The following is a 21,616-nucleotide window of genomic DNA, read 5'->3' on the forward strand; positions in this document are numbered from 1 at the left end:
CGGCATCGATCTTGCATATTCGCGGGTCGATGTTTCGATTCCTACTGACCCGTGTGAGCCTGCTGGTGCCGACCTTCATCGGCATGACACTGCTCGCCTTCTTTCTCATCCGGCTCGTGCCGGGCGACCCCATTGAAACCATGGCCGGCGAGCGCGGGATCGACCCCGCGCGCCATGCCGAACTGCGCACCGCCTACGGCTTCGACAAGCCGGTGATCGTGCAGTACGGCATCTACATCGGCCGCGTGCTGCACGGCGATCTCGGCAAGTCGCTCATCACGCAGGACACGGTGATGAGCGAGTTCCTCGCGCTCTTCCCGGCCACTGTCGAGCTTGCGGTCTGCGCCATTCTTTTCGCGCTGCTGCTGGGGTTGCCGGCCGGCATTCTCGCGGCGGTGCGGCGCAATTCCATCTTCGACCACGGCGTGATGGCCACATCGCTCACCGGCTATTCGATGCCGATCTTCTGGTGGGGGCTGCTGCTCATCCTGTTCTTTTCGGTGCAGCTCGGATGGACGCCCGTGTCGGGGCGCATCGCGGTGCAGTACTACATCGAGCCCGACACCGGCTTCCTGCTGATCGACTCGCTGCGTGCCGGCGACGTCGATGCCTTCTGGTCGGCGCTGCATCACCTCATCTTGCCGGCCATCGTGCTCGGCACGGTGCCCCTTGCGGTCATTGCGCGCATGACGCGCTCGGCCATGCTCGAAGTGCTGGGCGAGGACTACATCCGCACCGCGCGCGCCAAGGGCCTGTCGCGCTTTCGCGTGGTGGGGCTGCATGCGCTGCGCAATGCGTTGATCCCGGTCGTCACCGTCATCGGGCTGCAGGTGGGCGTGCTCTTCACGGGCGCGATCCTCACCGAGACCATCTTCTCCTGGCCCGGTGTCGGCAAGTGGCTCATCGAGGCCATCGGCCGGCGCGACTATCCGGTGCTGCAGGGCGGCATGCTGCTGCTCGGCGGCATCGTGATGCTGGTCAACCTGCTCGTCGACGTGGCTTACGGCGTCATCAATCCCCGCATCCGGCGCTGAGCTCATGGCCTCGACACAAACCATTTCCACCGGTGCGAAAAGCACCGCCCCTCCCGGTCCGTGGCGCGAGTTCTGGACGGCGTTCTCGGCCAACCGCGGCGCGGTCATCGGGCTTGCCACCATCGTCTTCCTGCTGCTGGTTGCGCTGTTCGCGCCGTGGATCGCACCGCACGCGCCGAACGAAACCAACAGCGCCGTCTTCCTGCAGCCGCCGGTGTGGCAGCAGGGCGGCTCCGTCAGCTACCTGCTGGGCACCGACGCGATCGGGCGCGACATTCTTTCGCGGCTGATGTACGGCGCGCGGCTGTCGCTGTCGATCGGCGTCGCGGTGGTGGCGCTGTCGGTGGTCGTGGGCGTGGTGCTCGGGCTGATCGCGGGCTTCTTCCGCGGCGTGCTCGAGATCGCGATCATGCGGCTGATGGACATCGTGCTCACGCTGCCGAGCCTGCTGCTGGCCATCGTGATCGTCGCGATCCTCGGGCCGGGGCTGGTCAACGCGATGCTCGCGGTGGCCATTGTCGTGCTGCCGCACTATGTGCGCATCACGCGCGCCGCCGTCATCGCCGAGGTCTCGCGCGACTACGTGACCGCCGCGCGCGTGAGCGGCGCCGGCACGCTGCGCCTGATGTTCAGCGAGGTGCTGCCCAACTGCGCCGCGCCGCTGATCGTGCAGGCCTCGCTCGGCATCTCGACCGCCATCCTCGATGCGGCGGCGCTCGGCTTCCTCGGGCTCGGCGCGCAGCCGCCTTCGCCCGAGTGGGGAACCATGCTGGCCGATGCGCGCGAGTTCGTGCTGCGCGCGTGGTGGGTCGTCACCTTCCCGGGCATGGCGATCCTCGCGGCGGTGCTGGCTTTCAATCTTCTGGGCGACGGTCTGCGTGATGCACTCGACCCGAAGCTCAAGCGCTGAAGCAAAGGAAAGAACAGATGCCTTTGCTTGAAATCAAAGATCTGCACGTCGAGTTCCCCACGCAGGGCGGCGTGCTGCATGCGGTCGACGGCGTGAGCCTCACGCTCGAGGAAGGCGAGGTGCTCGGCATCGTCGGCGAATCGGGCTCGGGCAAGAGTGTCACCATGATGGCGCTGATGGGCCTTGTCGGCTTTCCGGGCCGCGTGCGTGCGGACCACATGCGCTTTGCGGGCAAGGAACTGCTCGGCATTTCCGACAAGGCGCGCCGCGCGCTGGTCGGCAAGGAGGTCGCGATGATCTTCCAGGAGCCGACCACCAGCCTCAACCCCTGCTTCACCATCGGCTTCCAGCTGATGGAGACGCTGCGACTGCACCTGAAGCTCGACAAGCGCGAGGCGAAGAAGCGCGCGACCGAGCTGCTCGAGCAGGTGGGCATCCCGGCCGCGTCGTCGCGCCTGGGCAGCTATCCGCACCAGCTCTCGGGCGGCATGAACCAGCGCGTGATGATCGCCATGGCCATCGCCTGCAACCCGCGCCTGCTGATCGCCGACGAGCCGACCACCGCGCTCGACGTGACCATCCAGGCGCAGATCCTCGACCTGCTGCGCGATTTGCAGAAGGAGCGCGGCATGGCGCTGGTGCTCATCACGCACAACATGGGCGTGGTCAGCGAAATGGCGCAGCGCATTGCCGTGATGTACGCGGGGCAGGTGATGGAACACCAGCGCGTCGACCGGCTCTTCGCGTCGCCGCAGCATCCGTACACCGAGGCGCTGCTTGCTGCGCTGCCCGAGCGCGCCGCGCCCGAGGGCCGGCTCGCCACCATCAGCGGCGTGGTGCCCGGCGTGCACGACAGGCCCGCAGGCTGCCTGTTCGCGCCGCGCTGCAGCTACGTGACCGAGCGTGCCTGCCAGGTGCGGCCCGCGCTGCGCGAGTGGCAGAGCGCCGAGGTGCGCTGCCACTTTCCGCTCGGCGAGCCGGGGCGCAGGGCGGCCATAGAGAGCGATCCGCCGAAGCAGCAAGCGGCCGAGGTGCTGTCATGAGCGAGAGTGCATCGACTGAAGTGGTTGTCGAGGCGAACAACCTCCAGCGCACCTACGACATCCGCCGCGGCCTGTTCCGCGCGCCGTCGCATCTGCGCGCGGTGGGCGACATCTCGTTTCGCATCGAGCGCGGGCGCACGCTGGCCGTGGTCGGCGAATCGGGCTGCGGCAAGTCGACCCTGGCGCGCATGGTCGCGCTGATCGAAAAGCCCACGGCAGGCCAGCTCACGCTGGTCGGCGCCGATGCGGTGAACCCGCCGCCAGAGCGCAAGCACGAGCTGCGCCAGGCTGTGCAGCTGGTGTTCCAGAACCCCTACGGCTCGCTCAATCCGCGCAAGAAGATCTCGACGGTGCTCGAAGATCCGCTGGCCATCAACACCACCATGGGCAAGTCGGAGCGCGCTGCCAAGGCCCGCGACATGCTCGCGCGCGTGGGCCTGCGGCCCGAGTACGCCAACCGCTATCCGCACATGTTCTCGGGTGGCCAGCGCCAGCGCATTGCCATTGCGCGCGCGCTGATGCTGAGCCCGCGCCTGCTGGTGGCCGACGAGCCGGTGTCGGCGCTCGACGTGTCGATCCAGGCGCAGGTGCTGAACCTGCTGGCCGACCTGCAGGCCGAACTCGGCCTGGCGTACCTCTTCATCTCGCACGACCTCGGCGTGGTGCGGCACATTGCGCACGACGTGCTCGTGATGTACCTCGGCCATGCGGTGGAGCAGGGCCCCAAGTCGCGCATCTTCGCGCGGCCGCTGCATCCGTACACGCAGGCGCTGCTGGCCTCGACACCGGGCCTGAGCAGTCAGCGCATCGTGCTCAAGGGCGAGCTGCCGTCGCCGCTGAATCCGCCTTCGGGCTGCGTGTTCAGCACGCGCTGCCCGCACGTGGCGCCGCGCTGCCACGAAGAGCGGCCGCTGCTGCGCATGCTCGACGAGCGGCTGGTGGCTTGCCACTTCTCCGAGAAGTTCCTCGACGGTGCGCCGCTCGTGCGCGCCGATGTTCCCTCCGCCGCCATCGCGATGGCGACGAACCCTTAACGTTCGCTTTTTCAACCGTGTCTCAAGGAGTCCACATGAAGACCCAGCCCACCGTTTCGCGCCGCTCACGAAGCCTGGCGCTCCTGGCACCGACAGCGCTTGCGGCCCTTACCCTGGCCTGTGGCGCAGTGTCTGCCAAGACGCTGGTGTATTGCTCGGAAGGCAGCCCCGAGAACTTCTACCCGGGGATGAACACCACCGGCACCTCGTTCGACGTGACCACGCAGGTCTACAACACCATCGTCGAGTTCGAGCGCGGCGGCACCAAGGTCGTGCCGGGCCTGGCCGAGAAGTGGGACATCTCCGCCGACGGCACGGTCTACACCTTCCACCTGCGCAAGGGCGTGAAGTGGCACACCACGAGCAAGAGCTTCAAGCCCACGCGCGACTTCAACGCCGACGACTTCATCTTCATGCTCGAGCGCCAGTGGAAGGAGAGCGATCCCTTCTTCAAGGTCACGAGCCAGAACCACTCCTACTTCAACGACATGGGCATGCCCAAGCTGCTGAAGACGGTGGACCGCATCGACGACTACACGGTGAAGATCGTGCTCAACCAGCCCGAGGCGCCGTTCCTCGCGAACCTGGCCATGCAGTACGCGGGCATCCAGTCGAAGGAGTACGCCATTGCCATGCTGAAGGCCGGCACGCCCGAGAAGGTCGACCAGGACCCGATCGGCACCGGCCCCTTCTACCTCGTGCAGTACCAGAAGGACGCGATCATCCGCTTCAAGGCCTTCCCGCAGTACTGGGGCGGCAAGGCGAAGATCGACGACCTCGTGTTCGCCATCACGCCCGATGCCTCGGTGCGCTGGGCCAAGCTGCAAAAGGGCGAATGCCACGTCATGCCCTACCCGAACCCGGCCGACCTCGACGCGATCCGCAAGGACCCGAACGTGCAGCTGCTGGAGCAGCCCGGCCTGAACGTCGGCTACCTCTCGTATAACACCACGAAGAAGCCCTTCGACGACGTGCGCGTTCGCAAGGCCATCAACATGGCCATCAACAAGAAGGCCATCATCGACGGCGTGTACCTCTCGACCGGCGTGGCCGCGAAGAACCCGATTCCGCCGACCATGTGGTCCTACAACGATGCCGTGAAGGACGACCCGTACGATCCCGAAGCCGCCAAGAAGCTGCTGGCGCAGGCCGGCTTCCCCGACGGCTTCTCGACCGACCTGTGGGCCATGCCGGTGCAGCGCCCGTACAACCCGAACGCCAAGCGCATTGCCGAGCTGATGCAGGCAGACCTCGCCAAGATCAACGTCAAGGCTGAGATCAAGAGCTTCGAGTGGGGCGAGTACCGCAAGCGCCTGCAGGCCGGCGAGCACCAGATGGGCATGCTGGGCTGGACCGGCGACAACGGCGACCCGGACAACTTCATGTACACGCTGCTGGGCTGCGCCTCGGCCAAGTCGGCCAGCGGCAGCAACATCTCGAAGTTCTGCTACCAGCCGTATGAAGACCTCGTGGTGAAGGCCAAGAGCACGACCAAGCAGGCCGACCGCGACGCGCTCTACAAGAAGGCCCAGCTGATCTTCAAGGAGCAGGCGCCGTGGTTCACGATTGCGCATGCGGTGCAGCTGAAGCCGGTACGCAAGGAAGTGGTCGACTTCAAGCTCAGCCCGTTCGGGCGCCACACCTTCTACGGCGTGGACATCAAGTAACAGGTGGCCGCGCCCATCGCCATCGTCGCGGCAATGCACGAGGAGCTGAGTGCGCTCCTCGCGCAGATGCCCGACGAGCAGCGCGTGCGCATCGCCGGGCGCGACTTCTGGGTCGGCCATCTGCATGGCCAGCCTGTGGTCGCGGTGCTGTCGCGCATCGGCAAGGTTGCGGCGGCGGTCACGGCCACGATGCTGCTCGAGCGATTTGCCGTCGGGGCCATCGTCTTCACCGGCGTCGCGGGCGGACTCGCGCCGGGGGTGAATGTCGGCGACGTGGTCGTTGCCACGCAGTTGCTGCAGCACGACCTCGATGCCTCGCCCATCTTTCCGAAATACGAAGTGCCGCTGCTGGGCCTTTCGCGCTTCACGGCCGATGCTGCGATCAGCGACGCATTGGCGGGTGTGGCCGAAGTGACGCTGCGTGATCCGGTGGCTCTGGTGGGGCAAGAGGCTGTCGACGAGTTCGACCTTCAGTCGCCGAAGGTGCATCGCGGCTTGCTGGTGAGCGGAGATCGCTTCGTCTCGACCGCCGCCGAAAGCGAAGCGCTGCGCCTCAGCTTGCCCGACGCACTCGCGGTCGAGATGGAAGGCGCTGCGGTGGCGCAGGTGTGTCACGGCTACGGCGTGCCATTCGCGGCCATGCGGACGATCTCGGATCGCGCGGACGACGAGGCGCATGGCGACTTCGCACGGTTCGTGGCCGAGGTCGCGAGTCGCTACAGCCTCGCGCTCGTGAACGCGTGGCTGGCCGGTCGGGACGCGAAAAGGGCTTGAGCTAAGGCGTGGCCCGCCGCCAATGCGGAAGGTCGCGAAGCAGGGGCGGGATCGACAGCACCAGCAGCAGGGCGGCCAGCGGCACGACGCAGACGAACCCCACGTGCTTGAAGCCGAGCGCGCCCACCGTTCCCCCAAGCACGAACATGCCGACCAGCCCGCCGCAGCGGCGCAACCTGCTGCGGTCGTGGCGCACCGGCAGGGGTGTCGACGGCATGCGCCGGTTCCAGTAGAGCATCTTGCCCAGCTCGATCCCCATGTCGGTGATGTTGCCGGTCATGTGGGTGGTGCGCGTGCTGCCACCCGAGGTCTTCGACGCCACGGCGTTCTGCAGGCCCATGATGAACGACAGCAGCAGCACCGTGAGCGGCACTGCGAATGGCGTTGCCCAGGTCAGCGTGATGGCACCCGCGAGTCCGAACGGAAACATCAGCGCGGCTTCCAGCAGCAGAGGCAGCGCATAGACGCCGTGCAGCCGGTGCTGCCGCGCCCAGTTCACCAGCACCGCGCACACCGCGGCGCCGCTCAGGAACGCCAGGATCGCGCCCAGCGCGTTCAGCAGCAGCGTGGCGTTGCCCAGCACCATGCCGTCCGCGAGCTGCGACGCAAAGCCGGTCATGTGCGAGGTGTACATGTGCAGCACGAGAAACCCGCCCGCGTTGACGGCCCCGGCATTGAAGGCCAGCAGCAGGCCGAGCGCGGTGTTGGTCGACGGCGCGCGATGGCGGTTGGTGAGGAAACGAAGTCTGCGCACGGGGCTCTCCGGGGGGCGGCGCTGGGCCGGCAGCCACTCTAGCACCCGGCGCCCCTTGCGGCGCCCTGTACTGGCTGCTACTTCAACCAGCCGCGCCGGCGGAAGTACCACATCGGCACCAGCGCGCTCGCCGCCATCAGCACGATGGCATACGGATAGCCCATGGCCCAGTCGAGCTCCGGCATGAACTTGAAGTTCATGCCGTAGATGCTGGCGATCAGCGTGGGCGGCAGCAGCGCGACGCTGGCCACCGAGAAGATCTTGATGGTCTTGTTCTGGTTGATGTTGATGAAACCGACGGTCGCATCCATCAGGAAGTTGATCTTGTCGAACAGGAAGGCCGTGTGGTTGTCCAGCGACTCGATGTCGCGCAGGATCTGCCGGGCTTCCTCGAACTGCTCGGCGTTGAGCATCTTGCTGCGCATCATGAAGCTGACCGCGCGGCGCGTGTCCATCACGTTGCGGCGGATGCGGCCGTTCAAGTCTTCCTGCCGCGCGATGGCGCCGAGCACTTCGCCGGCCAGCTCGTCGCTGACATTGCCCGAGAGCACCTTCTTGCCGGCCACTTCGAGCTCGTCGTAGATGTTCTCCAGCGTGTCGGCCGAGTATTCGGCGTCGGCGTCGAAGAGCTTGAGCATCACTTCCTTGGCGTCTTCGATCAGCCCCGGTGCGCGGCGCGCGCGCATGCGCAGCAGGCGGAACACGGGCACGTCTTCGTCATGGATCGAGAACAGCACGCCGCGGCTGCGCAGGTCGGTGTTGTGCTGGTTGAGGATGAAGGCCACGCGCACGGTGCGCGGGTCTTCGTCGTCGTCGATCAAGAAGTCGGAGCGGATGTGCAGCTCGCCGTTGTCTTCTTCGTAGAAGCGGGCCGACTCCTCGATGTCCTCGTCCATCGCGTCTTCGGGAATGGACAGGCCGTAGTACTGCTTGATCCAGCGCTTTTCTTCGAGCGTGGGCGACTCGAGGTCGACCCAGATCGGCTGAAACTTGGAGAGCTCTTCGAGCGCCTCGATTTCTTCCTGAACGAGGCGGCCGTTGGCGAGCGTGAAGATGTTGAGCATTGGCTCACTCCCGGGAATGACTGAACGATGGGCGAGGGAGGGGCGCTTTCAATTCCCGGGCCCGACGTGCGCTAAGAAAAACGCGTCAGTGAAAGGGAGTTGAAAGCTGCCGAGACGGGGCGGTTTCCATTGGGAAGAATCTCCGGTTGCAGCGAGGCGCGATTATGTCACCGGCCACATGGCAGCACGGTGGCTGGACTGGACGGGCATACAGTAAAGTCGTGCCCATGCAGACTGCTGCGCTCCCCGCTTTTTCCGCTGCCGCGAAGACCCAGGCCGAGCGCCTGGCCGCCGCGTTGGCCACGCTCAACGACGCGCAGCGCGCGGCGGTCGAACATGGGGTGGGAGCAGCCATTGCCGAGCGTGACGAGCGGCCGTTGCTCGTCATTGCCGGCGCCGGTTCGGGCAAGACCAGCACGCTGGCGCACCGTGTCGCACACCTCATTGCCCGCGGTGTCGATCCGCAGCGCCTGCTGCTGCTGACCTTCTCGCGCCGTGCCGCGCAGGAGATGGAGCGCCGCGCAGGCCAGGCGCTGGCACGTGCGCTCGGCCTGAAGTCCGAAGCCCCGCCCGCGCTGCCGTGGGCCGGCACCTTCCACGGCATCGGCGCGCGGCTGCTGCGCGAGTACGCGCCGCAGATTGGCCTCGACGAGAACTTCACCATCCACGACCGCGGCGATGCCGAAGACCTGATGGGGCTGGTGCGTCACGAGCTGGGCCTGTCTTCCACCGTCAATCGTTTTCCGCGCAAGGGCACCTGCCTGTCGATCTACTCGCGCTGCGTGAACACGCGCGCGCCGCTGGCCGATGTGCTGAAGGAGGCCTTTCCCTGGTGCGATGAATGGGAGGCCGAGCTGAAGAAGCTGTTCGGCGCCTACGTAGAGGCCAAGCAGCGGCAGAACGTGCTCGACTACGACGACCTGCTGCTCTACTGGGCTGAGATGGCCGCGGAGCCCGCGCTGGCTGCGCACATCGGCGAGCGCTTCGACCACGTGCTGGTCGACGAGTACCAGGACACCAACCTGCTGCAGGCTTCGATCCTGCTCGCGATCAAGCCCGACGGGCGCGGCGTGACAGTGGTGGGCGATGACGCGCAGTCGATCTATTCCTTTCGCGGCGCGACGGTGCGCAACATCCTCGACTTTCCGTCGCAGTTCACGCAGGCCGCGCGCGTGGTCACGCTGGAGCGCAACTACCGTTCGACGCAGCCGATCCTCGATGTCTCGAACCGCGTGATCGCGCATGCGGCCGAGCGGCATGCCAAGACGCTGTGGACCGACAAGCCCTCGGCCGGCAAGCCGCTGCTGGTGCTCGTGCCCGACGAAGCGGGGCAGGCGCGCTGGGTGGCCGACAAGGTGCTGGCGCACCGCGAGGGCGGGCTCGCACTGAAGTCGCAGGCGGTGCTGTTCCGCACCTCGACGCACAGCGCGGCACTCGAACTCGAACTGGCGCGGCGCAACATCCCGTTCGTGAAGTTCGGCGGGCTCAAGTTTCTCGAGGCCTCGCATGTGAAAGACCTGCTCGCGGTGCTGCGCTTTGCGCAGAACCCGCGCGGGCGCATGGCGGGCTTTCGCGTGACGCAGCTGATCCCGGGCATCGGCCCTGTCACGGGCGCGCGCCTGCTCGATGCAATGGACCAGGCGGCCGACCCCGCCGCAGCGGTGCGCGACTTTGTGCCGCCTTCCGCGGCACGCGCGCAGTGGGCCGACTTTGCCGAGGCCTACGCCGCCTTGCGCGCACCCGCGCTGAAGTGGCCGGCCGATGTCGAGCTGGCAATGGACTGGTATCTGCCGCACCTGGAGCGGCTGTACGAAGACACCTCCGGCGTGCGGCGCGCAGACGTGGAGCAACTGGCGCGGCTCGCGGCCGGGTATGCCTCGCGCGAACGCTTCCTCACCGAACTCACGCTCGACCCGCCCGAAGCCACCAGTGACCGTCCGGGCCCGCCGCTGCTCGACGAGGACTACCTGATCCTCTCGACCATCCATTCGGCCAAGGGGCAGGAGTGGAATTCGGTGCACGTGCTCAACGTGGTCGACGGCTGCCTGCCGGCCGACGTAGCGCAGAGCGCGCACGAGCTGGAAGAAGAGCGCCGGCTGCTGTACGTGGCAATGACCCGGGCGCGCGACCACCTGCACCTGCTGATACCGCAGCGCTTCCACATCACGCAGCAGGCGGCGCGCGGCGACCGGCACTTGTATGCCAACCGCACGCGCTTCATCGCCGATGCCGATCTCGAAGGCTTCGAGCAGCAGACCTGGCCGCCTGCGCCGGTGCGCCCGCCGGCCGTGCCGCCACCGAGCGCGGTGATCGACCTGCGCAACCGGATGCGCGCGGCCTGGCGCTGAATCGCTGAGCGGGCCGCTGGCCCTTCCGGTGGCAGGGTCACACGTGGACCGAGGCTGAAACATTTGTTCCCGAAGCGCCGCATCGCCTGCCCCGCGAGCGCCAGCTGCTATTGATTCGCTAGCGTGTGAAAAGCTGCGCACGAAGCCGCAAAACCCCGGGCAACTCAGGTATTGCAATACCGTGACAGCTTGGGCATAGTGAATCGACCCACCCCTCTTTCCTCTTCTTCCCTTCCCCGCGTTCCCCCTCTCAAAACTCCCGTTTTTCGCCGGCCACGCTGCATTCCGTAGCGCGGCCATTTCCCCAACCGTCAATTCCAGGAGGTCATTCATGAATTTGACGATCAGCGGTCATCACCTCGACGTCACCCCTGCCTTGCGCACCTACGTCACGAGCAAGCTGGACCGGATCACCCGACATTTCGACCAGGTTGTCGATGTGAAGGTGATCCTCACGGTGGAAAAGCAGAAGGAAAAGGAACGCCGCCAAAGGGCGGAGTGCAACATTCACGTCAAGGGCAATGACATGTTCGCGGAGTCGAGCCACGCTGATCTCTACGCTGCGGTCGATGAACTGGTCGACAAGCTCGACCGCCAGGTGGTGCGCCACAAGGATCGCCTGCAGGACCACCATCACGCGGCGCCCAAGCGCGTGATGTAAGAGCCCCCAGCTCGCATCAAGGCCGCCTTCGGGCGGCTTTTTGTTTTCCGACTGTTGCGGTAGGGCTTTGGCAAGCCCCCAGAGGGAAGCACGAGGCCTCAGGACAACATGTAGACAGAAAGTAAATAGGGGGACTGGGGGTTTTTACCAAGCGGGTGCATAATCGCCCCCGCTCTGCACCCACCATGAATCGCCTCGCGTCCATCCTGCCGCCCGCTCAAGTGCTTGTGAGCGTTGACGCTACTAGCAAGAAACGTGCTTTCGAAGAAGCCGGCCTGCTGTTCGAAAGCCTTCACGGTCTGGGCCGTGCCCTCATCACCGACAGCCTGTTTGCCCGCGAGCGCCTCGGCTCCACCGGTTTGGGCCACGGCGTTGCCATTCCGCATGGCCGCATCAAGGGCCTCAAGGCGCCGATGGCCGCGGTGTTCCAGCTGGCCAACCCCATCGGCTTCGACGCACCCGACGAGCAACCCGTCGCGCTGCTGATCTTCCTGCTGGTGCCCGAAGCGGCCACGCAGAAGCACCTCGAAATCCTCTCGGAAATCGCCGAACTGCTGAGCGACGCCAGCCTGCGCGAGCAGATCAAGTCCAGCACCGACGCTTCTGCATTGCACGGCCTCATTGCCGGCTGGCAGTCGACCCAAGTCGCCTGAGCGCATGTGTCGGCGCGTGCGGCTGCTGATAAGCTGCGCGGCACTTCTTCCCGTCACTCATCCAATGCCGGCGCCGGGCGCCGTCTCCTGAACGCATGAAGCCGACCGTCATCAGCGCCGATGCCATGTTCGAGGAGTTCCGCGGTTCGCTCCGCTGGGAATGGCTCGCGGGGCTCGGTGCTTCAGAGCGCCAGTTCGACCCCGAAGTCATCAGCCGCGCCCAGTCGGCGGCCGACCTTGTTGGCTATCTCAACTACATCCACCCGTACCGCGTGCAGATCCTCGGCGCCCGCGAGGTGGCCTACCTGACGCGCGGCAGCGAGGAAGACTGCGCGCGGCGCATCGCCCGCATCGTCACGCTGGAGCCGCCGATGCTGGTGCTGGCCGACGGCCAGGCTGCGCCCGACGAGCTGCTGTCGATCTGCGAGCGCGCCCAGCTGCCGCTGTTCGCCACGCGCGAGTCGTCGGCCTTCGTGATCGACCTGCTGCGCGCGTACCTGTCCAAGCACTTTGCCGAGCGCACCTCGATGCACGGCGTGTTCATGGACATCCTGGGCATGGGCGTGATGATCACGGGCGAGTCGGGCCTGGGCAAGAGCGAGCTGGGACTGGAGCTGATCTCGCGCGGCAATGGCCTCGTGGCCGACGATGCGGTCGACCTGTTCCGCATCAACCAGAACACCATCGAAGGCCGCTGTCCCGACCTGCTGCTGAACCTGCTCGAAGTGCGCGGCATCGGCCTGCTGGACATCCGCGCGATCTTCGGCGAGACGGCGGTGCGCCGGAAGATGCGGCTGAAGCTCATCGTGCACCTCGTGCGGCGCGACAGCTTCGAGCGCGACTACGAGCGCATGCCCTCGGCGCCGCTCACGCAGGACGTGCTGGGCATCCCGGTGCGCAAGGTCATCATCCAGGTGGTGGCGGGGCGCAACATCGCCGTGCTGGTGGAAGCGGCGGTGCGCAATTCGATCCTGCAGCTGCGCGGCATCGACACGTACGCCGACTTCGTGGCGCGCCACCACAAGGCGATGGAAAACTCCCGCGACGGGGACTGAAAACGAGGGAGACGGATCAGCGCTTCTTTGCGCAGTCTCCGCACAGGCCGTACAGCGACATGGCGTGGTCCTGCAGGATCCAGCCCTTGTCCTTGGCGATCATCTGCTGGCGGCGTTCGATCTCGGCGTCGTAGAACTCCTCGACCTTGCCGCAGGAGGTGCAGATCAGGTGGTCGTGGTGCGTGCCTTCGTTCAGCTCGTATACGGCCTTGCCGCTTTCGAAGTGGCTGCGCTCGAGGATGCCGGCCTGCTCGAACTGCGTCAGCACCCGGTAGACGGTGGCCAGGCCGATGTCGGAATGTTCGTTCAGCAGCACGCGAAACACGTCTTCCGCCGTCATGTGCCGTTGGCTGCCGGTCTGGAAGATCTCGAGGATCTTCAGGCGCGGTAGAGTGGCCTTGAGGCCGGTGTTCTTCAGTTCGTCGATGTTGGCCATGTTGGTTCCTGCGCCCTGGGGCTGCGGCAAAAAGGCCCCGAAAAAGGCCAGCCGCTACAATGGCCGATCATATCGCTACCCCCTTTTTCCTCCCATGCCTGCCATTCTCCAACGCCGTCCCTGGCTGCTGGTTGCTGCCGTTGCCGCAACGCTCTGCCTTGGTGCCTGCAGCGGTTTCAGCGATCGCACGCGTGGCGCGCTGGCTGCTGTAACTCCTTACAAAGTCGAAGTGGTGCAGGGCAATTTCGTGTCGAAGGAACAGGTCGCGGCGCTCAAGCCGGGCATGTCGCGCCAGCAGGTGCGTGAAATCCTCGGCACCTCGCTGCTGAACGACGTATTCCACGCCAACCGCTGGGACTACGTGTTCACGATCCGCCGCCAGGGCGTCGACCCGCAGGAACGCCACCTGACCGTGTTCTTCAATGGCGAGCTCATGGACCGCTTCGAGGGCGATGAAATGCCCAGCGAAGAAGAATTCGTCGCCACGCTCGACACCCGCAAGAAATCGGGCAAGGTGCCGACGCTCGAGGCCTCGGAAGACGAGCTCAAGAAATTCGCACCCGCCAAGGACGATAAAAAAGCCGACGCTGCCGCAGGCACGTCGGCCTCCCTGCCGCCGCTGCCGGCCGCCTACCCCCCGCTCGAAGCCGCGCGCTGAGCGCAGAACGAGCAGCAGCGGGCGGCGCCCGCCGAGTCAGGCGGCGTCCGTCCCGTGTCCATGCATGCCATTGGCCGTTTCGAAATTTCGAAGACTGAATCCGCGTGACTGAATCCACCTCCACTCCTTCCAGTTCCTCCACTGCGCCACGCCGTGTCGCCGTCGCCGGGGCGTCGGGCCGCATGGGCCACATGCTGGTCGAGGCCGTGCGCAACGCGCCCGACCTGCGCCTGGCCGGCGCACTCGACATCGCGGGCAGCCCGGCCCTCGGCACCGATGCCGGCGCCTTCCTGGGCTTCGACAGCGGCGTGTCCATCGTGTCCGACCTGCGCGCCGGCCTGAAGGACGCGCAGGTGCTCATCGATTTCACCCGCCCCGAAGGCACGCTCGCGCACCTCGCGGCCTGCCGCGAACTTGGCGTGCAGGCCGTCATCGGCACCACCGGCTTCAGCGACGAGCAGAAGGCCGAGATCGCCGAGATCGCCAAAGACATCGCGATCATGATGGCGCCCAACATGAGCGTGGGCGTCAACGTCACCTTCAAGCTGCTCGAAATGGCGGCCAAGGCCATGTCGACGGGCTACGACATCGAAATCATCGAGGCGCACCATCGCCACAAGGTCGACGCGCCCTCGGGCACCGCGCTCAAGATGGGCGAAGTGATTGCCGATGCGCTGGGCCGCGACCTCAAGGACTGCGCCGTGTACGCCCGCGAAGGCATCACCGGCGAGCGCGACCCTTCCACCATCGGCTTCTCGGCCATCCGCGGCGGCGACATCGTGGGCGACCACACCGTGCTGTTCGCGGGCACCGGCGAGCGCATCGAGATCACCCACAAGTCGTCGAGCCGCACCACCTACGCCCAGGGCAGCCTGCGCGCGGTGCGCTTCCTGGCCGAACAGCGCGCCGGCCTGTTCGACATGTACGACGTGCTGGGCTTGCGCTAACCAAAAGGACCGTCGATGAGCGTGCTCGATCTGCTGACCCATGGCGACGGCGTCAGCCGTTCGGTGGCGGCGCTGCTGCTGGCGATGTCGATCGCGAGCTGGGTCATCATTCTCTGGAAGGCGTGGCTGCTGCGCGGCGGCACGCGCGACGTGCTGCGCAGCATCGCGGCGTTCTGGCAGTCGTCCACGCTGGTCGACGCCGAGCAGAAGCTCAAGGCCTTCGACCGCGCGACACTCGTGTCGCCCGCCGTGTCGGCCATCAAGAGCGTGGCCGCCGGTGCGCCGGCCGGCACGCTGGGCGCCACGGTCGACCGCAACCAGCGGCTCACGCGCGTGCTGCGCGACGCCCTGCACGGCGCGCTGCGCCGGCTCCAGGCGGGGCAGATCCTGCTCGCCACGGTCGGCGCCACGGCGCCCTTCGTCGGATTGCTGGGCACGGTCTGGGGCATCTACGGCGCGTTGACGGGCATTGCAGGCCAGACCGGCGGCTTCACCATCGACAAGGTGGCCGGACCGGTCGGCGAGGCGCTCATCATGACGGCCTTCGGCCTGGCCGTGGCCATTCCGGCCGTGCTGGCCTACAACGTCTTCGGCCGGGTCATCGGCCGCATCGAGGCAGAGCTCGAAGGCTTCGCGCACGACCTGCTGGGCAGCTTCGGCACCCCGCCGGAGCCCGCCGCGCCGCCGCCCGCGCGGCCAATGCCGGTCTGAGCACTCAGCACCATGGCCTTCGGTCGCACTTCACTGGGTAGCAGCGCCGGCGGCGGTGGGCGTGCCATGGGTGCGGGCGCGCAGCGGCCACTGTCCGACATCAATGTCACGCCGCTGGTCGACGTGATGCTGGTGCTGCTGGTGATCTTCATCATCACCGCGCCGCTGATGGCCAGCTCGATCAAGCTCGACCTGCCGCAGACCGATGCGGGTCAGCCCAACGACGCACCCAAGTTCGTGAGCCTGTCCGTCGATGCCTCGGGCAAGGTCTTCCTGAACGACCAGGCCGTGACCGACGAAGAACTGGCCACCCGCCTCGAAAAGGCCGCTGCCGACAACAAGGACACCGAAGTGCAACTGCGCGCCGACCAGACCGTGCCTTACGGCAAGGTGGTCGCGCTGATGGGCATCGCGAACAAGGCCGGGCTGAGCCGCATCGGCTTCGTGACCGAGGCCGAGCCGCCGAAGAAGCCCGGAAGCTAGCCTAGCCCAGCACCACGGGCTTGGTGTGCCAGATCTCATGCGCGTACTGCGCAATCGTGCGGTCCGACGAGAACGCCCCCATCCCCGCCACATTGAGAATCGCCATCCGCGTCCACGCATCCGAGTCGCGGTACAGCGCATCGACTTCGGCCTGCTTGGCCACGTAGCTCGCGTAGTCGGCCAGCAGCAGATAGTGGTCGCCCCAGTTCACCAGTGCGTCGTAGATGCCCTGGTAGCGCGCCGGTTCGCCTGCTGAAAACGCGCCGTCGCGGATCGCGTCGAGCACGCGCTTGAGTTCGGCGTTCTCTTCGTAGATTTCGCGCGGCTGGTAGCCCCGTGCGCGGATGTCGGCCACTTCGGGCGTGGTGTTGCCGAAGATGAAGATGTTCTCCGGCCCCACGTTCTCGCGCATTTCCACATTCGCGCCATCCAGCGTGCCGATGGTGAGCGCGCCGTTGAGCGCGAACTTCATGTTCCCGGTGCCCGAGGCCTCGGTGCCCGCCGTGGAAATCTGCTCCGACAGGTCGGCCGCCGGCATGATGATCTCGGCCAGGCTCACGCTGTAGTTCGGCAGGAACACCACCTTCAGCAGCTTGCCCACGCGCGCGTCGGCGTTGACGGTGCTCGCCACGTCGTTGATGAGCCGGATGACGAGCTTGGCCATCGCATACGCCGAAGCCGCCTTGCCCGCGAACACCACCACGCGCGGCACGATATCGATCGGCCCACCCGCTGCCTGCGCGTCGAGGATGCGGTGGTAGCGCGCCACCACGTGCAGCACGTTGAGCAGTTGCCGCTTGTATTCGTGGATGCGCTTGACCTGCACGTCGAACATCGCGTCGGTATCGATGTCGAGCTTCAGGTGCTGCTCGACCCAGTTGGCCAGCCGCAGCTTGTTCTCGCGCTTGGCATGGCGAAAGGCACGCACGAAGGCCGGTTGCGCGGCCATGGGCTTGAGCGCCTCGAGCTGCGACAGGTCGCGCCGCCAGCCCTTGCCGATGCGCTGGTCGAGCAGCGCCGCCAGCGGCGGGTTGGCCTGCGCCAGCCAGCGGCGCGGCGTGACGCCGTTGGTCTTGTTGTTGAAGCGCTCGGGAAAGATCTTCGCGAAATCCGAGAAGATCGACTGCTTCATCAGCTCCGAATGCAGCCCCGACACGCCGTTGATCGAGTGGCTGGCCAGCACCGCCACGTAGGCCATGCGCACGCGCCGCTCGCCGGCCTCGTCGACCAGCGACAGCCTGCGCATCAGCTCCACATCGTTGCCGACCTTCTGCGTCACGGTGGCGAGAAACTTCGCGTTGATGTCGTAGATGATCTGCAGATGCCGCGGCAGGATGCGCCCCAGCATCTCGACCGGCCAGGTCTCCAGTGCCTCGTGCATCAGCGTGTGGTTGGTATAGCTGAACACTTTCTGCGTGTGCGCCCAGGCCACGTCCCACGCGAGGCCGTGTTCGTCGAGCAAGAGGCGCATGAGCTCGGGCACCGCCAGCACGGGGTGCGTGTCGTTCAGGTGGATGCTGACTTTTTCGGACAGCTGGTCGAAGGTCTTGTGGTTGCGCAGGTAGCGGCGCAGCAGGTCTTGCACGCTGGCGCTGCAGAAAAAATACTCCTGGTGCAGCCGCAGTTCGCGGCCCGAGGGCGTGGAGTCGTCGGGGTAGAGCACGCGCGAGACGTTCTCCGACTGGTTCTTGCTCTCGACCGCGCCCATGTAGTTGCCGCGATTGAAGGCCGAGAGGTCGATTTCCTCGGTGGCGCGCGCCGACCACAGCCGCAGCGTGTTGGTGGCCTGCGTGCCGTAGCCCGGGATGATGGTGTCGTAGGCGACGGCCAGCACGTCGTGCGTGTCGACCCAGTCGGCCGCGCCGTAGGGGGCGTTGGTGCCCTCGCGCTTTTGCACGTGGCCGCCGAAGCGCACGCGGTAGTTCACCTCGGGCCGCTGGAACTCCCACGGGTTGCCGCGCGTGAGCCAGTAGTCGGGCGTCTCGACCTGCTGGCCATCGACGATGCGCTGGCGGAACATGCCGTACTCGTAGCGGATGCCGTAGCCCATGCCCGGCACGCCGAGCGTGGCCATCGAGTCGAGAAAGCAGGCTGCGAGCCGGCCCAGGCCGCCGTTGCCCAGCGCAGCGTCGGGCTCGCGCTCGGCCAGTGCGTCCATGTCGACGCCGAAGTCGGCCAGCGCCTCGCGCACCGTGTCGTAGAGGTCCACGGCCAGCAGCGCATTGGTGAAGGTGCGCCCGATGAGGAATTCCATCGACAGGTAGTAGACGCGCTTGAGGTCCTGCGCGTAGTTGGCGCGCGTGGTCATCATCCAGCGCTCGACCAGCTGGTCGCGCACCGCCTGCGAGGTGGCGTTGAGCCAGTCGTCCTGGCTGGCGGCGACCGGGTCCTTGCCGACCGCGTAGATCAGCTTGTTGGCCACAGCGCGCTTGAAGGCCGCGACGTCGCGGTCGGGGTGGTCATAGGCGAAGTCTTTGATCGTCATGGGCGCCCTTGTTGCGTGGAAGTTGTTGTGGTGGTCAGGCACGCGGCTGTTCGAGCGCCTGCCGGTAGACATCGATGTACTGCGCGGCCGCAGTGGCCCAGTCGGCCGGCCGCCGCATGGCGTTGCCGCGTACGCGCCGCCAGTCGGGCGCACGCTCGTAAAGCGCGAAGGCGCGGCGCACCGCGCGCTCGTAGTCGGCGACCTCGAAGCTGTCGAAGACGAAGCCGGTGGCCTCGCCGCTGGCCATGTCTTCGAGCGAGCTGTCGACCACCGTGTCGGCCAGCCCGCCGACGCGGCGCACCAGCGGCAGGCTGCCGTACTTGAGGCCGTACATCTGCGTGAGGCCGCAGGGCTCGAAAAGCGAGGGCACCAGCGTCACGTCGCCCGCACCGAACATCTGGTGCGCCAGCGTCTCGTTGTAGCCGATGGTGACGCCGACCGATTGCGGCGCCGCAGCCGCGCGCTGCCGGAAGGCTTCCTCCAGCCAGGTCTCGCCGCTGCCCAGCAGCGCCAGCTGGCCGCCCTGGGCGAGCAGCGCATCGAGCCCGCCCAGCACCAGGTGCAGGCCCTTCTGCTCGGTGAGCCGGCTCACCAGGATGAAGAGCGGCGCATCCGGCCGCTCGGCCAGCCCCAGCTGATGCTGCAGCACCGACTTGCAGCGCGCCTTGCCGGCCATGTGGCGGCCTTCGGGCGTGTGATAGCCCTGCATCAGCGCGGCGTCGGTCGCCGGGTTCCAGACCTTGTCGTCGACCGCGTTGAGGATGCCGCTGAGCACCCCGCTGCGCTGGCGCAGCAGGCCGTCGAGTCCGCAGCCCTGCTCGGGCGTCTGGATTTCGAGCGCGTAGGTCGGGCTGACCGTGGTGAGCCGGTCGGCGAAATACAGGCCGCCCTTCATGAACGAGACCTGGCCGTGGTATTCGAGCCCGTTCATCTGGAACGCAGCGCCGGGCAAGCCGAGCTCGGTGAAGTTCCAGGGCGCGAAGATGCCCTGGTAGGCCAGGTTGTGCACGGTGAAGACGCTGCCCACGTGCGGCCCCCCGGCCTGCCGCGCGAAGTGCAGGTAGGCCGGCGCAAGCGCGGCGTGCCAGTCGTGCGCGTGCACCACCTCCGGCCGCCACTGCGGATCGAGCCCTTGTGCCAGTTGCGCCGCGGCCCAGCCGAGCAGCGCGAACCGGCGGTGGTTGTCGCCGTAGGGCTGGCGCGAGGTGTCTTCGTAAGGATTGCCGGGCCGGCCGTAGAGCGCCGGTGCGTCGATCACGTAGGCCGGGATGCCGGGCGCCCCGTCGATGTCGATGTGCCCCAGGCGCAGCCCGAAGCGCTCGCCCCAGGGCGCGTTGAAACCGTCCACGGGCGCCAGGTCGCGCACGCCCGCCACGATGGCCGGAAAGCCCGGCAGCAGCACGCGCGCGTCCTCGCCTTCGGCCATGAGCGCCAGGGGCAGGGCTCCGGCGATGTCCGCCAGGCCGCCGGTCTTGAGGAGGGGAAAGAGTTCGGCGCTGACCTGGAGGATTCGCATCGTGGGGCGTTGTGGCCTCAGGCGGCCAGTCGTTTGAGCATCTCGCGTGTCACGAGCACCACGCCGTTCTCGGTACGCTCGAAGCGGGCGGCGTCGGCCGCGGCATCTTCGCCGATCACCATGTCGTCGGGTATGACGCAGGCGCGGTCGATCACCACCCGGTTGAGCCGGGCGCCGCGGCCGACTTCCACGTCGGGCAGCAGCACGGCCTCGTTGATCTCGCAGAAGGAATGGATGCGCACGCCCGAGAACAGCACCGAACTGCTGACCTTGGAGCCCGAGACGATGCAGCCGCCCGAGACGATGGTGTTGACCGTCATGCCGTGCTGGCCGTGTCGGTCGAGCACGAACTTGGCCGGTGGCAGCTGCCGCTGGTAGGTCCAGATGGGCCAGTCCGTGTCATAGATGTCGAGCTCCGGGGTGATGGAGGCCAGATCGAGGTTGGCTGCCCAGAATGCATCAATCGTGCCCACGTCGCGCCAGTAGGCCTTGGCGTCGGGTCCGCGCGAGGCCCGCGTGACGCACGACATGCCGAAAGGATGGGCCAGCGCGCGGCCCTGGGCCACGGCGCGGGGGATGATGTCCTTGCCGAAATCGTGGCTCGAATCGGGGTTGACGCTGTCTTCTTCGAGCAGTTGGTAGAGGTACTCGGAGTCGAACACGTAGATGCCCATGCTCGCCAGCGCCACGTCGGGGTGGCCGGGCATGGCGGGCGGATCGGCGGGCTTTTCCAGGAAGGCCGTGATCTGGCGGCCGTCGTCGATGGCCATCACGCCGAAGGCCGTGGCTTCCATGCGCGGCACCTCGATGCAGCCGACCGTGCAGCCCAGGCCGTGCTCGGCATGGTCCTTCACCATGATCGAGTAGTCCATCTTGTAGATGTGGTCGCCGGCCAGCACCACCACGTAGTCGTGGCGGGTGGAGCGGGTCTGGATGATGTCCAGGTTCTGGAACACCGCGTCGGCCGTGCCGCGGTACCAGTGCTCGTCGCCCACGCGCTGCTGCGCGGGCAGCACGTCGACCATCTCGTTGAGCTCGGCGCGCAAGAAGCTCCAGCCGCGCTGCAGGTGGCGCATGAGCGAGTGCGACTTGTACTGCGTGACCACCGCCATGCGCCGGATGCCCGAGTTCAGGCAGTTGGACAGCGCAAAGTCGATGATGCGGAACTTGCCGCCGAAGTACACGGCCGGCTTGGCGCGCCGGTCGGTCAGCTGCTTGAGGCGGGAGCCGCGCCCGCCGGCCAGCACCAGGGCGATGGTGCGGCGTACCAGTTGATGGGCCTGCAGCTCCTGCTGCGGGTGCGCTTGCGGTGTGAGGTTGTCCATCCTGTGTCTCCGTTCGTTCGTCTATTCGCTTGTTGGAATTCGTCGTCAGAGTTTCTGC

Annotated in this window: 20 protein-coding genes; 14 read left to right on the forward strand and 6 right to left on the reverse strand. The window is 66.7% G+C overall.

Annotation, left to right across the window (positions count from 1 at the left end):
• The first annotated feature begins 29 nt into the window (after positions 1–29).
• From ACTG4X_RS03600 to ACTG4X_RS03625, 6 genes are read left to right on the forward strand one after another with little or no spacing between them, the layout of a single operon-like run.
• Positions 30–1,034, forward strand: a complete 1,005-nt coding sequence (locus ACTG4X_RS03600) for an ABC transporter permease subunit (protein WP_093053963.1) — start codon at positions 30–32, stop codon at positions 1,032–1,034.
• A gap of 4 nt (positions 1,035–1,038) precedes the next feature.
• A complete protein-coding gene (locus ACTG4X_RS03605) occupies positions 1,039–1,944 on the forward strand; it encodes an ABC transporter permease subunit (RefSeq protein WP_097200476.1) in 906 nt (301 codons plus the stop codon).
• A gap of 17 nt (positions 1,945–1,961) precedes the next feature.
• Positions 1,962–2,987, forward strand: a complete 1,026-nt coding sequence (locus ACTG4X_RS03610; protein WP_097200475.1) for an ABC transporter ATP-binding protein — start codon at positions 1,962–1,964, stop codon at positions 2,985–2,987.
• Positions 2,984–4,021 carry a dipeptide ABC transporter ATP-binding protein gene (locus ACTG4X_RS03615; protein WP_440533228.1) on the forward strand — a complete coding sequence of 346 codons (1,038 nt, stop codon included), beginning with the start codon at positions 2,984–2,986 and terminating at the stop codon, positions 4,019–4,021. Before ACTG4X_RS03610 ends, ACTG4X_RS03615 begins: the two co-directional genes overlap by 4 nt.
• A gap of 35 nt (positions 4,022–4,056) precedes the next feature.
• The gene (locus tag ACTG4X_RS03620; protein ID WP_093076939.1) at positions 4,057–5,688 is read left to right on the forward strand and encodes an ABC transporter substrate-binding protein; all 1,632 of its coding nucleotides are present in this window, start codon (positions 4,057–4,059) and stop codon (positions 5,686–5,688) included.
• A gap of 3 nt (positions 5,689–5,691) precedes the next feature.
• Positions 5,692–6,462 carry a 5'-methylthioadenosine/adenosylhomocysteine nucleosidase gene (locus ACTG4X_RS03625; RefSeq protein WP_097200473.1) on the forward strand — a complete coding sequence of 257 codons (771 nt, stop codon included), beginning with the start codon at positions 5,692–5,694 and terminating at the stop codon, positions 6,460–6,462.
• A 1-nt stretch (position 6,463) separates the two neighbouring features.
• Here ACTG4X_RS03625 and ACTG4X_RS03630 read toward each other — a convergent pair whose 3' ends face one another.
• Together ACTG4X_RS03630 and corA are read right to left on the reverse strand one after the other, a co-directional pair.
• Positions 6,464–7,216 carry a YoaK family protein gene (locus ACTG4X_RS03630; protein WP_440533229.1) on the reverse strand — a complete coding sequence of 251 codons (753 nt, stop codon included), beginning with the start codon at positions 7,214–7,216 and terminating at the stop codon, positions 6,464–6,466.
• 77 nt (positions 7,217–7,293) lie between these two features.
• Positions 7,294–8,280, reverse strand: coding sequence for a magnesium/cobalt transporter CorA (corA, locus tag ACTG4X_RS03635; protein WP_093053979.1), 987 nt, complete (start codon positions 8,278–8,280; stop codon positions 7,294–7,296).
• Between the two features lie 227 nt (positions 8,281–8,507).
• On the opposite strand from corA, the gene ACTG4X_RS03640 reads away from it, so the two are divergent.
• The 4 genes from ACTG4X_RS03640 to hprK all read left to right on the forward strand — a co-directional run bounded on the left by ACTG4X_RS03640 (position 8,508) and on the right by hprK (position 12,997).
• Entirely contained in the window at positions 8,508–10,628 is a 2,121-nt protein-coding gene (locus ACTG4X_RS03640; RefSeq protein ID WP_440533230.1) for an ATP-dependent helicase, read from the forward strand.
• 331 nt (positions 10,629–10,959) lie between these two features.
• Positions 10,960–11,289: a ribosome hibernation-promoting factor, HPF/YfiA family gene (gene hpf / locus ACTG4X_RS03645; RefSeq protein ID WP_056515121.1), complete on the forward strand. Its 330-nt coding sequence runs from the start codon at positions 10,960–10,962 to the stop codon at positions 11,287–11,289.
• Between the two features lie 185 nt (positions 11,290–11,474).
• Positions 11,475–11,942, forward strand: coding sequence for a PTS sugar transporter subunit IIA (locus ACTG4X_RS03650; protein ID WP_093053983.1), 468 nt, complete (start codon positions 11,475–11,477; stop codon positions 11,940–11,942).
• A gap of 95 nt (positions 11,943–12,037) precedes the next feature.
• Positions 12,038–12,997 carry an HPr(Ser) kinase/phosphatase gene (gene hprK, locus ACTG4X_RS03655; protein ID WP_093053985.1) on the forward strand — a complete coding sequence of 320 codons (960 nt, stop codon included), beginning with the start codon at positions 12,038–12,040 and terminating at the stop codon, positions 12,995–12,997.
• 16 nt (positions 12,998–13,013) lie between these two features.
• On the opposite strand, the gene fur is transcribed toward hprK, so the two are convergent.
• Positions 13,014–13,433 carry a ferric iron uptake transcriptional regulator gene (gene fur / locus ACTG4X_RS03660; RefSeq protein WP_019655576.1) on the reverse strand — a complete coding sequence of 140 codons (420 nt, stop codon included), beginning with the start codon at positions 13,431–13,433 and terminating at the stop codon, positions 13,014–13,016.
• Positions 13,434–13,527: 94 nt separating this feature from the next.
• Between fur and ACTG4X_RS03665 the strand changes: the two genes are divergently transcribed.
• From ACTG4X_RS03665 to ACTG4X_RS03680, 4 genes are all read left to right on the forward strand, one after another.
• The gene (locus ACTG4X_RS03665) at positions 13,528–14,091 is read left to right on the forward strand and encodes an outer membrane protein assembly factor BamE (RefSeq protein WP_097200470.1); all 564 of its coding nucleotides are present in this window, start codon (positions 13,528–13,530) and stop codon (positions 14,089–14,091) included.
• 182 nt (positions 14,092–14,273) lie between these two features.
• Positions 14,274–15,038, forward strand: coding sequence for a 4-hydroxy-tetrahydrodipicolinate reductase (dapB, locus tag ACTG4X_RS03670; RefSeq protein WP_440534356.1), 765 nt, complete (start codon positions 14,274–14,276; stop codon positions 15,036–15,038).
• Between the two features lie 15 nt (positions 15,039–15,053).
• Positions 15,054–15,749 (forward strand): MotA/TolQ/ExbB proton channel family protein, encoded by a 696-nt coding sequence (locus tag ACTG4X_RS03675; protein ID WP_097200468.1) that lies wholly within the window; start codon positions 15,054–15,056, stop codon positions 15,747–15,749.
• Between the two features lie 12 nt (positions 15,750–15,761).
• A complete protein-coding gene (locus ACTG4X_RS03680) occupies positions 15,762–16,232 on the forward strand; it encodes an ExbD/TolR family protein (protein ID WP_093053993.1) in 471 nt (156 codons plus the stop codon).
• 1 nt (position 16,233) lies between these two features.
• Here ACTG4X_RS03680 and ACTG4X_RS03685 read toward each other — a convergent pair whose 3' ends face one another.
• Genes ACTG4X_RS03685 through glgC form a run of 3 tightly spaced genes read right to left on the reverse strand, consistent with a single transcriptional unit; the run spans position 16,234 to position 21,558 of the window.
• The gene (locus ACTG4X_RS03685; protein WP_440533231.1) at positions 16,234–18,717 is read right to left on the reverse strand and encodes a glycogen/starch/alpha-glucan phosphorylase; all 2,484 of its coding nucleotides are present in this window, start codon (positions 18,715–18,717) and stop codon (positions 16,234–16,236) included.
• Between the two features lie 34 nt (positions 18,718–18,751).
• Entirely contained in the window at positions 18,752–20,233 is a 1,482-nt protein-coding gene (glgA, locus tag ACTG4X_RS03690) for a glycogen synthase GlgA (RefSeq protein WP_440533232.1), read from the reverse strand.
• Positions 20,234–20,250: 17 nt separating this feature from the next.
• The gene (gene glgC / locus ACTG4X_RS03695; protein ID WP_097200465.1) at positions 20,251–21,558 is read right to left on the reverse strand and encodes a glucose-1-phosphate adenylyltransferase; all 1,308 of its coding nucleotides are present in this window, start codon (positions 21,556–21,558) and stop codon (positions 20,251–20,253) included.
• Positions 21,559–21,616: the final 58 nt, after the last annotated feature.

The sequence above is a fragment of the Variovorax sp. YR566 genome, from assembly GCF_051992195.1.
Lineage (GTDB): Bacteria > Pseudomonadota > Gammaproteobacteria > Burkholderiales > Burkholderiaceae_C > Variovorax.